A 14897-nucleotide genomic window follows, 5' to 3' on the forward strand; every position below is an offset into this window, starting at 1 on the left:
GGGCTCAGCCTGCAAAGGCTGTGAGTTTTCCTGCCTTCAGCGTCAGCACCCGGTCCATATGCTGGTTGAGCGCCATATTGTGCGTGGCGACGAGGACCGCAGCCCCCTCCATACGCGCAATCTTGATCAGGCTGGCAAAGACACGCTCGGTGGTGGCCGGGTCGAGATTGCCGGTCGGCTCATCGGCGATGACAAGCTTGGGGTCATTCACCAGGGCGCGGGCAATCGCGACGCGTTGTTGCTCACCGCCTGAAAGCGCGCCCGGCTGGTGCTCAACCCGCTCTGAGAGGCCCATCTCCGCCAGAAGCTCACGGGCTTTCTCCCGCGCAAGGCTCCGCTTCACCCCATTCACCATGAGCGGCATCGCGACATTATCGAGCGCGTTAAACTCCGGAAGCAGGTGGTGGAACTGGTAGACGAAGCCGAGCTTTTCGCGGCGAAGGCGCGTGCGCACAGCATCGGAAAGGTTCAGAACCCCCTCGCCATCCAGCAGGACTTCACCGCCCTCTGCCCGCTCCAGAAGGCCGGCCGTATGCAGCAGCGTCGACTTGCCCGACCCCGACGGACCGACAAGACCGACCAGCTCGCCGCGGTTCAGCGTCAGGTCGGCATGATCCAGAACCTGAAGCACAGTTGGGCCGGAGCGGTATTCGCGAACGATGCCGCGAAGTTCAAGAACAGGTGCAGCGCTCATCACTCGAACCTCAACGCATCAACAGGATCGAGACGTGCCGCGCTCCAGGCCGGCCAGATCGTCACCAGGATCGACATGCTCATCGCCCACAGCGTCGTGAATACAGCCTCCGCCCAGTCGAGCTCTGCTGGCAGGCCATCAAGGCCATAGACTTCAGCATCGAAGATATCCCGACCGAGAATGGAGCTGAGGAAGCCTTCGACTACACCGATGTTCAGTACGATCAGTACGCCCAGCGCGAGACCGATCAGGGCGCCGGTCAGACCCAGGATTGCGCCAATCATGATAAAGACCCGCATGATCGCGCCGCGCGGTGTGCCAATGGTTCGAAGGATGGCGATGTCGCGCGTCTTGTTCTTCACCAGCATGACCACGCCCGTGATAATGTTCAGCGCCGTGATCGTGATAAGGATCAGCATGATGACCCGCATCATCCCGCGCTCGACATTCAGCGCATTGAAATAGGAAGCGCGCCGCAGCTTCCAGTCCTCGACGCGTAGCCCGCCCGTGAGCGACCGAATCTCCGCCATGACAGGTTCAGTCCGCATCGGATTGTAGAGCCGTGCATCAATCGCCTGGTATTCGCCGCGCTTGTTGAAGAAGAGCTGGGACTGCTCCATCGGCATCAGGACATAAAGCTTGTCGAGTTCTACACTGCCGGTCGTGAACGTGTCGCCGATCGTATAGGCCTTGGAGCGCGGCGTGACGCCAAACGGCCCGGCCACACCCTCAGGCGCGATCAGCGTGATCTTGTCACCGATGCGGAGCCCGAGATCCTGCGCAAGGAAGGCGCCGATCAGGACAACGTCGCCGCCATTACGCCCCTCACCGAAACCGGCTGCATCCGCTGTCGACTGGCCGCCTTCGAGATAAGGCAGGTTTCCGATGTCCTCGGTGCGCACGCCGCGCACAATGGCGCCCGTCCGGCCATATTCGGACGTCGCCAAAACCTGCTGCTCAATGATTGGGAAGGCATGCTCGACGCCTTCCAGCTCGATAATCTCATTCGTCAGGATATCGACATCGGCTTCAGGCAGACCGCCAACGGAAACGAAGACATGCCCCTGCCCGCCTAGAAGCGCGTTCAGCAGCGTCGAGCGAAAGCCCGCCATGACGGACATGATGACGATCAGCGCCGTCACGGCCAGCATGATGCCAAAGAAGGAAATGATCGAGATGAGGGACACACCGCCATGCTGGCGGCGTGCGCGCAGATAGCGCCAGGCGAGCGCCCGCTCCACCTGGCCGAAAGGCGCAACTTTCGCCATCAGTCGGCCTTCACCATCTCGATGGCCTGCTCCAGCGTCATGTCGGACTTCTCGCCGGTCTTGCGGTTCTTCACCTCGACCATACCAGCCTCGACACCGCGTGGGCCAATCACGATCTGCCAGGGCAGACCAATGAGGTCCATCCGGTTGAACTTGGAACCCGGGCGTTCATCGGTCTCATCATAAAGCACGTCGAGACCAGCTGCCTGCAGCGCCGCATAGGCGCCATCAGCCACGCCCGACACTGTCTCATCCTTCGGCTTCATCGAGATGAGACCCACGTCGAACGGCGAAACGGCTTTCGGCCACACAATGCCATTCTCGTCATGGCAGGCCTCGATGATGCCGCCAACAAGACGCGAAACGCCGATGCCATAGCTGCCCATCTGGACGGGAACATTTTCACCCTCAGCGGTCTGCACGGTGGCATTCATCGCCTTGGAATATTTCGTGCCGAAGAAGAAGATGTGCCCAACCTCGATCCCGCGGGCCGACACCTGACGGTCTTCCGGCACCTTGGCGAATTCGGCCTCGTCATGCTTCTCCTCGGTCGCCGCATAGTATTGCGTGCGCCGTTCCATGACGTCTGACAGCTCACCGTCAAAATCGAGGTCCAGCCCCGGCGCAGGCACGTCTAGCAGCGCGCGGTCACAGAAAACGGCGCTCTCGCCCGTATCTGCGAGGATAATGAATTCATGGCTGAGGTCGCCGCCAATCGGGCCGGTATCAGCCTGCATCGGAATGGCGGTCAGTCCCATCCGGTCGAACGCGTTGAGGTAGGCACAGAACATCTTCTGATAGCTCTTGCGCGCGCCTTCTTCGGTGAGGTCGAAGGAATAGGCGTCCTTCATCAGGAATTCGCGGCCCCGCATCACGCCAAAGCGCGGGCGGATCTCATCACGGAACTTCCACTGCGTGTGATAGAGGTTCAGCGGTAGCGCCTTGTAGCTTTTCACATAGGCGCGGAAGACATCGGTGATCAGTTCTTCATTCGTCGGGCCGAACAGCATTTCGCGCTCATGACGGTCGGTGATGCGCAGCATCTCCTTGCCATAGGCCTCATAGCGTCCGCTCTCCTGCCAGAGCTCGGCCTGCTGGATCGTTGGCATGAGCAGCTCAACCGCCCCTGCCCGGTCCATTTCCTCGCGGACGATCTGTTCGATCTTCTTGAGGACACGAAAGCCGAGCGGCAGCCAAGTATAGATACCGGCGCCGTTCTGGCGGACCATGCCGGTGCGCAGCATGAGCTGGTGCGAAACGATGGCCGCATCAGCTGGCACATCCTTGGAAACTGGCAGGAAATATCTGGACAGGCGCATTGAGACTGGCTCACTCCTAACAAGGCGGGTCGCGGCCCCCTGTGTTATTGTCAGTCGCTGCAATTGGCTAGTGTGCGCCTGCAAGCACGCAGCGCTTTTTCACGCCCGGTTGGTCAGGCGCCGTAATAGCGAAGCAACGGCACGACGATGATGCCGGCGATTGCCGTGCACACCACCGCGCCAATCGTTGCCCAGATAGCCTTCTTGGCCAACATCGGCTCAGCAGGCGCGCCCTCTTCAGTGCCTTCCGGGATCTCGCCATCCTCGAACTGGCCGCGCACGCCAATCGGCAGGACGATAAACAGGCACATCCACCAGGATATGCAGAAGATGACGATACCGCCGACGAGTGACATTAGTGGTCGCCCTTCGGGGTCTCCATCAGCTCGACGAGGACACCGTTCGAGTTCTTCGGGTGCACGAAGACAATCGGCGTTCCATGCGCACCAATGCGGGGCTCACCAAGCACGGTCGCGCCGCGCGTCTTCATCACCTCGACGGCCTGATGGATATCAGCCACTTCGAAGCAGACATGGTGCTGGCCGCCCTTCGGGTTCTTCTGGATGAAGTTATGGATCGGGCTCTCTTCGTTCAGCGGCTCGATCAGCTCGATCTGGCTGTTCGGCAGGTTCACGAAGCAGACTTTCACGCCCTGCGCAGGCATGTCGAACGGCTCGGTAATGTCAGTTGCGCCATACAGCGTCTTGTAGGTCTCGATTGCATCGGGAAGCGACGGCACAGCAACACCGACATGGTTTAACGGGCCCAGTTTGAAGTCTTCAGCCATTTTATCCCTCACACTCTCATAACCATGACATCGACCAGCGGCTTGCGGCCGAACGTTCGTTCGCACGCCTTGCGGATGGCCCGCACCAGCGTGGTTTCAACTGCGTCGTCATCTAGGCGCTTTTTGCGCGAAAGACCATCGAGCGCCTCGTCGCAGGCAGCTTCAATGGCATCGACGGACTCATCGGCGAGGCTGCCATCCTCTTCGGACATGCCGCGCACCGCGAGATACGGTCCGTCAGCGATACTGCCGGACTCATCAAAGGACACGCTGGCCGAGACATAGCCAAACTTCGAGATCGCAATCCGCTCCTTCAGGCCTTCAGAGCCTGCAGGCACCAGCCGGTTGCCATCAAGGTGCAGCCTGCCATGCGGCACCGTGTCGATCACTTCAGCCTTGCCGGGAGCCAGCCGGATCATGTCGCCATTGCGGGGCGTCACAGCTTCGGGCACCTGCATGGAGCGGGCAAAGCCTGCATGCTCCACGATATGCCGCCGCTCGCCATGGACCGGCACCGAAATACGTGGGCGCACCCATTGATACATTCGTTCCAGCTCATCGCGCGCTGGGTGGCCAGACACGTGGATGACGTCCTTCGACATCTTGTCGGTGATGATGCGCACGCCCTTCTCGGCCAGCGCATTCTGCATCTCGAAGATGCCCTTCTCGTTGCCCGGAATGACACGCGAGGAAAAGATCACCGTGTCCCCGGCATTCAGCGAGATATGCCGGTGCGTATTGGCCGCAATCCGGCCCAGCGCAGCACGCTCCTCGCCCTGGCTGCCTGTACAGAGGATCAGGATATTATCTGCCGGAAAGCTGCCCACATCTGCCTCGTTGACGAGGTCAGGCAGGTCCTTCAGCACACCCGTCTGGACGGCTGCATCGACAATCTTGTGCATGCTGCGACCCGCCAGGCAGACACTCCGCCCCGCCTGACGCGCCGCTTCGATCACCGTCGACACCCGCGCAACGTTCGAGGCAAATGTCGCCACAGCCACCCTGCCCTTCAGACCGCCAATCAGTTCGATCAGATTCTTGCGCACGGTCGCTTCAGAGCCGCTTTCGCCATCGACGAAGACGTTCGTGCTGTCGCAGATCATGGCCAGCACACCTTCATCGCCGAGCTTCTTCAGCCCTTCGACATCGACGCCTTCACCGATCAGAGGATCAGGATCGATTTTCCAGTCGCCTGTATGAAGGATCGTCCCGGCAGGCGTCTCAATGGCGAGCGCATTCGGCTCCGGAATGGAGTGCGTCAACGTCATGTAGCGGACCTTGAAGGGGCCGGCTTCGACCTCTCCCTCGAGCGGCACCACATTCACATCGACATGTTTCAGCCCACGCTCGGCCAGCTTTCCGGCGACGAGATGGGCGGTAAACGGCGTCGCATACAGCGGCGCGCGAAGACGCGGCCAGAGCAGGCCCACAGCCCCGATATGGTCTTCATGCGCATGCGTCAGGAAGATCGCGTCGATCTGGTCAGCATGCTCGACGATGAATTCAGGGTCCGGCGTGATGAGGTCGATGCCCGGCGTGGTGTCGTCGCCAAAGGTCACGCCAAGGTCCACAAGGATCCAGCGCCTGTCATGCGCCGGGCCATAGCCATAGGCGTTCAGGTTCATACCGATTTCGCCGCAGCCCCCAAGCGGAAGAAAGACGAGTTCGGGCGTGTCCTTATTTGGCATCGGATCCTTTCCGGTTCCGGCGGTAAATCTCCAGAAGCCCAGACTCCATCAGGGTCTGGTCGTAATGGTCGATGGTCGCGCTCGCACCTTCAAAGAGCGAGGCAACGCCGCCAGTCGCAATTACTGTCATCGGCTGGCCGTATTCTTCCTTCACGCGCCTGACAAGGCCGTCGATGAGGTCGATATACCCCCAGAAGACGCCCGTCTGCATCGCGGCCACGGTGGAGTCGCCGATGATCTTCTCTGGCCGCTGGATGGCAATTCGCGGCAGCTGGGCCGCCGCATCGTGCAGCGCGCGCATGGAGAGGTTGATGCCGGGGCTGATAATGCCGCCCTCGAACCCGCCATCCGGGCCGACAATGTCCAGCGTCGTTGCCGTGCCGCTATCGATCACGATCAGCGCGCCCGGATAGGCGATGTGCGCACCGATTGCGGCGACCAGACGGTCAGCACCCACCTGTTCAGGGCGCGGGATGCGGATAGGAACACCAAGCTCCACCGACGCCTCACCGACGACCAGCGGCTCTGTCGCGAAATAGCGGCGGGCGAGGTTGCGGAAGTTGAACAGCGCCTGTGGCACCACGCAGGAAATCACACACGCATCAATGTCGTAGCTCGACACCTTGCGCATATTCATCAGGGGCTCGAGCCAGACGATATAGTCGTCAGCCGTCCGGCGCGCGTCAGTGGCGCTGCGCCACATAGCGACCCAGTCCTCGCCATCATGGAGCGCGAAGACCGTATTCGTATTGCCGACATCAATCGCGAGCAGCATGACTGCCAATCTCCTTTACCAGCTCTACATCGCCTGCACGGATCGTGTGCGTCGTCCCGTCCGCACTTGCAAGCAGCAGCGCCCCATCAGGCCCGACACCTTTGAAGATGCCGCTTTGCGCGTCAGCGCCTTTGCCGACAGTCACTTGCTTGCCCAGTCCTTCGGCATGTTTCTGCCAGTCGGCGAGCAGGCTCTCAAAGTCAGATGAGGCCTGCGCGCACCGTTTCACGAAAGCAGGACGGAGCGCGTCGAGGAACATCTCTGCATTGACGATCTCTGATGCACCAAGGTCCAGCAGGCTCGTTGCCGCCTGCCCTGCGCCCTCTGGCGCAAACCGGACATTCACCCCCATGCCACACGCGACCCAGCATGACTTCGCCGTCGTGGTGCCAGCCTCAACCAGAATACCGCAAAGCTTCTGGCCACTCGCGCGGACATCATTTGGCCATTTCAGCTGAAGCTGTCCGCCTTCAATAAAGGCAGAAGCGGCATCGAGAATGGCGAGCCCGGCAGCGAAGGGATAGCGGGTCGCCTTTACCAGCCCGCCCACTTCTTCGAACAGGGCGGTGACAAACAGATTGCCGGTCGGCGAATCCCATTGGCGGCCAAGGCGACCACGACCAGCGGTCTGCTTGCGCCCGGCAATCCAGACAGGTCCGAAATCATCGGCCTGCGCCCGCCTGCGGGCTTCTTCATTGGTGCTGTCGATCTCGTCGAACCAGAGAACTGGTGCGTCTGGTCTCACTGAATGAACCCGGCCGACGCTTGCGTCGCCCAGTCAATGAATGGCGACACGAAGACGAAGAGAACAAGACAGGCAGCCGCCGCGGCATAGACCGAAAGGGCTACAGTCGTGCCAACCGGCTGGAAGCGCTCTGCTGGCTCCTTCACCCACATCACAAGGATGATACGTAGATAGTAGCCAAAGGCGATCACCGAGCTTAGCACCAGCACGATCAGGAGCGGCAGGAGACCGGCATTCCAGCCAGCCTGGAACACGACCAGCTTACCGATGAAGCCAACGGCGAGCGGGAAACCTGCAACCGAAATCACGAGGATCGTCAGCGCGATGGCAAGTCCGGTGCGGCGACGAACCAGGCCAGCCAGCTCATCAATGCTCTCGACCATACCACCCTCACGGCGCATGGAGAGGACACCACCGAAGAGGCCAATGGATGCGATGACGTAGGTCGTCATGAACACCAGAAGCGCTGCCGCGCCATACTCGGCGCCCGCTGCCACAGCGACCAGCGCATAGCCCATATTGGCGATCGAGGAATAACCAAGAAGCCGCTTCAGGTTCGTCTGGATCAGCGCACCGAAGGCGCCAATCAGCATTGAAAGCGTCGCAATGATACCGATGATCATCTGCCAGTCTTCGAACACGCCAGAAAACGCGGTGAAGAGCAGGTTTGCGAAGACGACCATGCTCGCCATTTTCGGCGCTGTCGCGAAGAAGGCGACAACCGGGCTCGGCGCGCCTTCATAGACGTCCGGCGTCCAGACGTGCATCGGTGCCGCAGACACCTTGAACGCCATGCCGGAAATCATCAGCACCATACCGAAGACGAGGCCAATCGTGCGCTCAGAGCTCGCGATATCGCCATAGTCGACCGAACCGGTGAAACCATAGACCAACGAAATGCCATAAAGCAGGATGCCCGAGGCAAGCGCACCCAGCACGAAATACTTCAAGCCAGCTTCCGAAGAGCGGATCGAGTCGCGATGGAATGAGGCGAGCACATAGGATGAGAGGCTGAGCGTCTCGATACCCATATAGAGCGTCATCAGGTTCGACGCCGACAGGATGATCCCCATGCCGAGTGAGGCAAAGATCACCAGAAGCGGGTATTCGTAACGGATCGTCTCGTGGCGCTTGAGGAAGCCCTCAGCCATGAGCAGCGTCACGGCACCGGCCACGAAGCTGATACATTTTGCAAAGTTCACGAACGGGCCGGTCGTGACGAGGCCGCCAAAGGCTTCGCCGCCTTCCCAGTTCATGATGACAACGAGTGCGGCCAGCAGGAGCGTTGCCGCGCCCAGCTTGAAGGACAGGCCGTTGAAGCGGTCGCCCATATACGCGCCAGCAAGCACACCGGCGAGGCCTGCGAGCGCAAGCAGCAGCTCCGGGCCAATGGCAGAGATCATCGCCTGAAAGTCGAGCATAATGTGCCTCTATCCTCCGGTGATCATCTGAAGCGCGCGCAGGCTGCTTTCGCGCGTGATGTCGAATACGAGATTTGGCGTGACGCCAAGCAGGATGGTGCCGATGATCAGCGGGACAATGGTGACAAGGTCCTTCTTGCCCACATCGGTGATGTTTTCGAGCGCCGGATTGGTCACCGGGCCGAAGACCGTGCGACGGTAGAGCGTCAGCATGTAGACAGCCGAGAAAATTACACCAAGCGCGGCGCCAGCTGCTGCCCAGGTGGAAGCCTGGAAGGCGCCTGTCATGGTCAGGATTTCCCCGACAAAGCCACTGGTGCCAGGCAGGCCGACATTGGCCATGGTGAACAGCATAAAGATGGCCGCATAGATCGGCATCTTGTTCACGAGGCCGCCATAGGCTGCGATCTCACGGGTGTGAACCCGGTCATAGACCATGCCAACGACCAGGAAGAGCGCGCCGGAGATAAGCCCGTGCGAGATCATCTGGAAGATCGCGCCCTGCACGCCGACCTCGGTGAAGGAGAAGATGCCGAGCGTCACGAAACCCATATGGGCGACGGACGAATAGGCGATCAGCTTCTTCATGTCCGTCTGGCGGAAAGCGACCAGCGACGCATAGACGATGGCGATCACCGACAGCGCGAACATCATCGGCTGGAAGAACTCACTCGCATCCGGGAACATCGGCAGCGAGAAGCGCAGGAAGCCATAGCCGCCCATCTTCAGCAGCACGCCTGCCAGGATCACAGAACCGGCCGTCGGTGCCTGAACGTGCGCATCCGGAAGCCAGGTATGGACCGGCCACATGGGCAGCTTCACCGCAAAGGACGCAAAGAAGGCGAGCCACAGCCAGGTCTGCACTTCAGGTGCGAAGGCATAGGTCTCCAGCACCATGATGTCGGACGTGCCGGCCTGAAGGTACATGAAGACAATGGCCGCCAGCATGAAGAGCGAGCCGAGCAGCGTGTAGAGAAAGAATTTGAACGAGGCGTAGATACGGTCCGCCCCGCCCCACACGCCGATGATGATGAACATCGGGATGAGGCCTGCCTCGAAAAAGACATAGAACAGGACGAGGTCCATCGCGCAGAACACACCGATCATGAACGTCTCGAGGACGAGGAACGCGATCGTGTACTCGGTCAGGCGGTGCTTTACCGTGCCATAGGACGCAATGAGGCTGATCGGCGTCAGCAGCGTCGTCAGCAGGATCAGCAGAAGCGACATGCCATCGATGCCCAGCTTGTACTGGATACCGGCAAACCAGCTCACCTGCTCGACAAGCTGATAGCCTGGCGCATCGACCTCGAAGCTCGCCAGCATGACCAGCGACGCCACGAAGGTGGCCGCGGAGAAGATCAGGCCCGCCATGAGCGACTGGCGCCCACGAGTCTCTTCATCCTGGCCATTGCTGCCAGTGGCTGCCTGCACAAGCATGATCAGCAAGGCACCAGCCAGCGGCAGGAAGGTGACCGCTGTCAGAATTGGGAAATTGCCCATCAGCCCGCGCCTCCGACACGCCAGAAGATCACCGCGCCAAAGACGAGGGCCGCAAGGATGATCACGAATGCATAATGATAAAGATAACCGGTGTGCATGGCCGACAGACGGCGCGAGCCCCACCGGACGAGCGAAGTCACGCCATCCGGGCCGAAGCCGTCAATGATGCGCTTGTCGCCGGTTTTCCAAAGGAAGCCGCCCAGCCAGCTCGTGCCTTTGACGAAGGTCGCATTGTAGATCTCGTCAAAGTACCACTTGTTGGCGAACAGGCTGTGCAGTGGACCGCCCGATGCCGCGATCTTCGCGCCGAAACCCCGGTTGAAGAAATAGGTGAAGGTCGCGATCAGGAAGCCGGTCACCGTCACGAAGAGCGGCGCCCAGAACACCCATTCCGGCACATTGTACTTGTCAGCCAGCACGGTGTTGTCCGCCGCGTTGTAGATCGCGCCAGCCCAGAACTCGGCCTGGTAGTGACCCACAAAGGAGTCGTAGAAGACAAAGCCGGCAAAGATCGCACCGAGCGACAGGAGGCCGAGCGGGATCAGCATGACGAGCGGGCTCTCATGCGGGTCCTCGTGATGGTCATGGTGGTGACCATGATCATCGACCGACAGGTGCTCATCGGCGTGGCTGTCGACTTCCGGCGTTTCCGGCGGGATCGAATCCTCACGCGGGCCGTGGAACGTCATGTAGATGAGGCGCCAGGAATAGAAGCTGGTCAGCAGCGCGGCCACGATACCGAAGATGAAGGCCAGCATACCAAAGCTCACACCATTCGATCCGGCCGCAAACGTCGTTTCGATGATTGCATCCTTGGAGAAGAAGCCAGCAAAGCCGAACGAAGTATGCGGGATACCAAGACCGATGATGGCAATCGTACCGATCATCATCGCGGCATAGGTCAGCGGCATGAACTTCGCGACACCGCCCATGCGGCGCATGTCCTGCTCATGGTGCATGCCGTGAATGACAGAGCCTGCCCCGAGGAAGAGAAGCGCCTTGAAGAAGGCGTGTGTGAACAGGTGGAACATCGCGGCCTGATAGGCACCGATACCAGCGGCAAAGAACATATAGCCGAGCTGCGAACAGGTCGAATAGGCGATGACGCGCTTGATGTCGTTCTGCGCCATGCCAACCGTCGCCGCATAGAGCGCGGTCACTGCGCCGATCAGCGTCACCATGCCGGCAGCGAACGGTGCGTACTCATAGATCGGCGACACGAGACAGACGAGATAGACGCCCGCGGTCACCATCGTCGCGGCGTGAATGAGCGCGGACACAGGCGTCGGGCCTTCCATCGCATCCGGCAGCCAGACATGCAGGAAGAACTGCGCCGACTTGCCCATCGCACCGATGAAAAGAAGAACACCGATCAGCTCAAGCGCTGGAACGTTGAGGCCGAGGAATGGCACGATCAGCTCGCGGATCGGCGCAGCTTCCGCCAGCGCCAGCGGCGTCACGGTCGCATTCTCACGGATCGCGCTCAGCACGGGCTCGAACTCAACCGAACCGAACACCACGAACACACCCATGATACCGAGGGCCAGACCAAAGTCGCCGACGCGGTTCGTCACGAAGGCCTTGATGGCTGCGCTGTTCGGGGCTGCTTTCGTATACCAGAAGCCGATGAGCAGGTAGGAGGCGAGACCAACACCTTCCCAGCCGAAGAAGAGCTGGATGAAATTGTCCGCCGTCACCAGCATGAGCATCATGAAGGTAAAGAGCGACAGATAAGCAAAGAAGCGCGCCCGGTGCGGGTCTTCGCTCATATAGCCCCAAGAATAGAGGTGGACGAGGCCGGAAACGCCCGTGATGACCGCCATCATGACGATAGACATCGCATCGACGCGGATCGCCCAGTCAGCCTGGAACTGGCCAACATCCATCCAGGTCAGCAGCGTGATGATGTGCTGGACCGGCGCAACGACGGCCGCCCCATGATCCCCGGCTGCAGGCGCTGCGGTATGGACCGCCTCTGCGACACCGCCGCCAAAGGCGAACATGAAAAGCTGGATGACCGACAGGATGCCGGCGAGCCCGACCGTACCAGTCGTGATCACCATGGCCCCGGTATCGGTCACATATTTCTGGAACACCCCGGCGATCAGGGCAGCGAGGCCCGGCGCCAGGACGATGAAGAGAAGTGCAAAATCAGGAAGCATATCCGGCCTAGCCCTTCATCAGGTCGATGCTCTCGACGGCGATGTCGCCGCGATTGCGGAAGAAAACAACGAGAATGGCGAGCCCGACAGCTGCTTCGGCAGCAGCCACTGTCAGAACCAGCATGGCGAAGATCTGGCCGACAATCGTGCCCGAGAACACCGAGAAGGCGACCAGGTTGATGTTGACGGACAGAAGGATGAGCTCGATCGCCATCAGGATGACAATGATGTTCTTGCGGTTCACGAAGATGCCGACGACACCCACCGTGAACAGGATAGCCGAGACAGCCAGGAAGTGATTGACGGTAATATCCATGACCTAAAGCCCCTTGCCTGACTCAACGTCGATGCGGCGGATCGCATCCTTGCGGGTGCGTGCGGTCTGCTTGGCGATGTTTTGGCGTTTCACGTGCGGCTTGTGGCGCAGCGTCAGCACAATCGCGCCGATCATGGCGACCAGCAGGATGATACCGGAGAGTTGGAACAGCAGCAGGTACTCGGTGTACATCACCTGCCCGATGGCCTCGGCATTCGTTGCAGCGCCCGGATTGGCATTGATCTCATCACCTGTCGTGGCGCGCGCAAAGGTCACCAGCGCAATCTCGGCCGCGAATGCGACGCCCACCAGGGCGGCAAACGGCCAGTAGCCCAGCGTGCCCTGCTTCAGCTCGACGAAATCCACGTCCAGCATCATGACCACGAACAGGAAGAGCACCGCGACCGCGCCGACATAGACGACGACCAGCAACATGGCGAGGAATTCCGCCCCGATCAGGACGAGCAGACCCGCAGATGTGAAGAAGGCCGTGATCAGCCAGAGCACGGAATGAACCGGGTTCTTGGCGGCAATCACGGCGACTGCCGAGACCGTCACGATCGCTGCCAATATGTAAAAGGCGATGAGTTCCACCGGTGTGAGCCCCAATGTTGACAGCGGTCAGACCGCTGCAGGAAAGTGAAGGCGCCCCGCCCTAACGGTACGGCGCGTCGAGTTCAAGATTGCGTGCGATGAGGCGCTCCCAGCGGTCGCCATTCGCAAGCAGACGGTCTTTGTCGTAATACAGTTCTTCGCGGGTTTCGGTCGCGAATTCGAAGTTTGGCCCTTCGACGATGGCGTCTACCGGGCAGGCTTCCTGACAGAAGCCGCAATAGATGCACTTCACCATGTCGATGTCATAGCGGGTCGTGCGGCGCGAACCATCTTCGCGCGGCTCTGCCTCAATGGTGATCGCTTGGGCCGGACAGATCGCTTCGCAGAGTTTGCACGCGATGCAGCGCTCTTCGCCATTCGGATAACGGCGCAGCGCATGCTCGCCGCGGAAACGCGGGCTGAGCGGGTTCTTCTCGAACGGATAGTTCACGGTCGCCTTGCGCTTGAACATTTCCTGGATGCCGATTTTGAAGGCATGCAGGAAGTCCGTCATCATGGCGCCGCGGAGGGACTGAACGATGTTCATGCCTGGACTCCTGTGTAAACGACATAGCCTGCAACGATGAAGACGGCAGCCAGCGAGGTCGGAAGGAAGATCTTCCAGCCAAGGCGCATCAGCTGGTCATAGCGATAGCGCGGCACGACAGCCTTCACGAGTGCAAACAGGAAGAAGCAGAAAACGGTCTTCGCCATGAACCAGGCGAGGTGGCCAAGATTGACCATCCAGACCGGGAAGTTCGAAACGAACTCTTCGCCGAACGGAATTGGACCGTGCCAGCCGCCGAGGAAGAGAAGCGTCATCATCGAACACATCAGCACGATGTTGAGATACTCACCGATCATGAAGAGCAGGTACGGCGTGGAGGAATACTCCACCTGATAGCCAGCCACGAGTTCGGATTCTGCTTCCGGAAGGTCGAATGGCGGGCGGTTGGTTTCAGCCAGCGCCGAGATGAAGAACATCACGAAGACGACCACCATCACCGGGAAAAGTATGATGTTGTTGAAGCTGAACACGTGCCAGGTCCAGAAGCCGCCCGACTGGTTGTTGGCGATGTCGCTGAGGTTCATAGACCCGACGAGCAGGATCACCGTGATGATGATGAAGCCGATGGAGACTTCATAGGATACCATCTGCGCCGCTGAGCGAAGTGAGCCCAGGAACGGATATTTCGAGTTCGATGCCCAGCCGCCCATGATGATGCCATAGACACCGAGCGAGGAGACCGCGAACAGGTAAAGAATACCAACATTGAGGTCAGCAACGACCCAGCCCGGCGCGACCGGGATCACGGCCCAGGCAGCGAATGCCAGTGTCAGAGACAGGATGGGCGCCAGAAGGAAGACCGTCTTGTTCGCGCCTGCCGGAATGATGATTTCCTTCAGCAGGAATTTGCCGAAGTCCGCAAAACTCTGAAGCAGGCCGAAAGGCCCGACAACGTTGGGTCCCTTGCGCATCATCACAGCTGCCCAGACCTTGCGGTCCATGAGCAGGAGGAAGGCCAGCGAAAGCAGCAGGACAACCGTAAACAGCAGGATTTGACCAATGACGGTCAGCCAGCCGAAAAGCAGTCCATGTTCCTGGATGAATGCACTCATGGCGC

Annotated in this window: 15 protein-coding genes; all 15 read right to left on the minus strand. The window is 60.1% G+C overall.

The annotated features are described in order from the left end of the window. Nucleotides 1-4 precede the first annotated feature (4 nt). Entirely contained in the window at nucleotides 5-694 is a 690-nt protein-coding gene (locus tag KUV46_13615) for an ABC transporter ATP-binding protein (GenBank protein QYJ00363.1), read from the minus strand. After that, nucleotides 694-1962 carry a lipoprotein-releasing ABC transporter permease subunit gene (locus KUV46_13620; protein ID QYJ00364.1) on the minus strand — a complete coding sequence of 423 codons (1269 nt, stop codon included), beginning with the start codon at nucleotides 1960-1962 and terminating at the stop codon, nucleotides 694-696. The genes KUV46_13615 and KUV46_13620 overlap by 1 nt, the downstream gene beginning before the upstream one ends. Next, nucleotides 1962-3281, minus strand: coding sequence for a proline--tRNA ligase (locus KUV46_13625; GenBank protein QYJ00365.1), 1320 nt, complete (start codon nucleotides 3279-3281; stop codon nucleotides 1962-1964). Before KUV46_13625 ends, KUV46_13620 begins: the two co-directional genes overlap by 1 nt. A 113-nt stretch (nucleotides 3282-3394) precedes the next feature. Then, the gene (locus KUV46_13630; protein ID QYJ00366.1) at nucleotides 3395-3637 is read right to left on the minus strand and encodes a DUF1467 family protein; all 243 of its coding nucleotides are present in this window, start codon (nucleotides 3635-3637) and stop codon (nucleotides 3395-3397) included. Continuing rightward, entirely contained in the window at nucleotides 3637-4068 is a 432-nt protein-coding gene (gene mce, locus KUV46_13635) for a methylmalonyl-CoA epimerase (protein QYJ00367.1), read from the minus strand. Before mce ends, KUV46_13630 begins: the two co-directional genes overlap by 1 nt. Nucleotides 4069-4076: 8 nt before the next feature. Next, complete coding sequence (locus KUV46_13640) at nucleotides 4077-5756, minus strand: ribonuclease J (protein QYJ00368.1); 1680 nt, start codon at nucleotides 5754-5756, stop codon at nucleotides 4077-4079. Beyond that, nucleotides 5746-6531, minus strand: a complete 786-nt coding sequence (locus KUV46_13645) for a type III pantothenate kinase (GenBank protein ID QYJ00369.1) — start codon at nucleotides 6529-6531, stop codon at nucleotides 5746-5748. The genes KUV46_13640 and KUV46_13645 overlap by 11 nt, the downstream gene beginning before the upstream one ends. After that, nucleotides 6515-7276 carry a biotin--[acetyl-CoA-carboxylase] ligase gene (locus tag KUV46_13650; GenBank protein ID QYJ00370.1) on the minus strand — a complete coding sequence of 254 codons (762 nt, stop codon included), beginning with the start codon at nucleotides 7274-7276 and terminating at the stop codon, nucleotides 6515-6517. The genes KUV46_13645 and KUV46_13650 overlap by 17 nt, the downstream gene beginning before the upstream one ends. After that, nucleotides 7273-8697 carry an NADH-quinone oxidoreductase subunit NuoN gene (gene nuoN / locus KUV46_13655; protein ID QYJ00371.1) on the minus strand — a complete coding sequence of 475 codons (1425 nt, stop codon included), beginning with the start codon at nucleotides 8695-8697 and terminating at the stop codon, nucleotides 7273-7275. The genes KUV46_13650 and nuoN overlap by 4 nt, the downstream gene beginning before the upstream one ends. Before the next feature lie 9 nt (nucleotides 8698-8706). Further along, a complete protein-coding gene (locus KUV46_13660; GenBank protein QYJ00372.1) occupies nucleotides 8707-10200 on the minus strand; it encodes an NADH-quinone oxidoreductase subunit M in 1494 nt (497 codons plus the stop codon). Continuing rightward, nucleotides 10200-12362, minus strand: a complete 2163-nt coding sequence (gene nuoL, locus KUV46_13665) for an NADH-quinone oxidoreductase subunit L (protein ID QYJ00373.1) — start codon at nucleotides 12360-12362, stop codon at nucleotides 10200-10202. Before nuoL ends, KUV46_13660 begins: the two co-directional genes overlap by 1 nt. A gap of 7 nt (nucleotides 12363-12369) precedes the next feature. Continuing rightward, nucleotides 12370-12678, minus strand: a complete 309-nt coding sequence (gene nuoK / locus KUV46_13670; GenBank protein QYJ00374.1) for an NADH-quinone oxidoreductase subunit NuoK — start codon at nucleotides 12676-12678, stop codon at nucleotides 12370-12372. A 3-nt stretch (nucleotides 12679-12681) separates the two neighbouring features. Then, nucleotides 12682-13272, minus strand: a complete 591-nt coding sequence (locus KUV46_13675) for an NADH-quinone oxidoreductase subunit J (protein QYJ00375.1) — start codon at nucleotides 13270-13272, stop codon at nucleotides 12682-12684. Nucleotides 13273-13333: 61 nt separating this feature from the next. Continuing rightward, a complete protein-coding gene (nuoI, locus tag KUV46_13680; GenBank protein QYJ00376.1) occupies nucleotides 13334-13819 on the minus strand; it encodes an NADH-quinone oxidoreductase subunit NuoI in 486 nt (161 codons plus the stop codon). Continuing rightward, a complete protein-coding gene (gene nuoH, locus KUV46_13685; GenBank protein ID QYJ00377.1) occupies nucleotides 13816-14892 on the minus strand; it encodes an NADH-quinone oxidoreductase subunit NuoH in 1077 nt (358 codons plus the stop codon). Before nuoH ends, nuoI begins: the two co-directional genes overlap by 4 nt. Nucleotides 14893-14897: the final 5 nt, after the last annotated feature.

The sequence above is a fragment of the Thalassovita mediterranea genome (genome assembly GCA_019448215.1).
Taxonomy (GTDB): domain Bacteria; phylum Pseudomonadota; class Alphaproteobacteria; order Caulobacterales; family Hyphomonadaceae; genus Henriciella.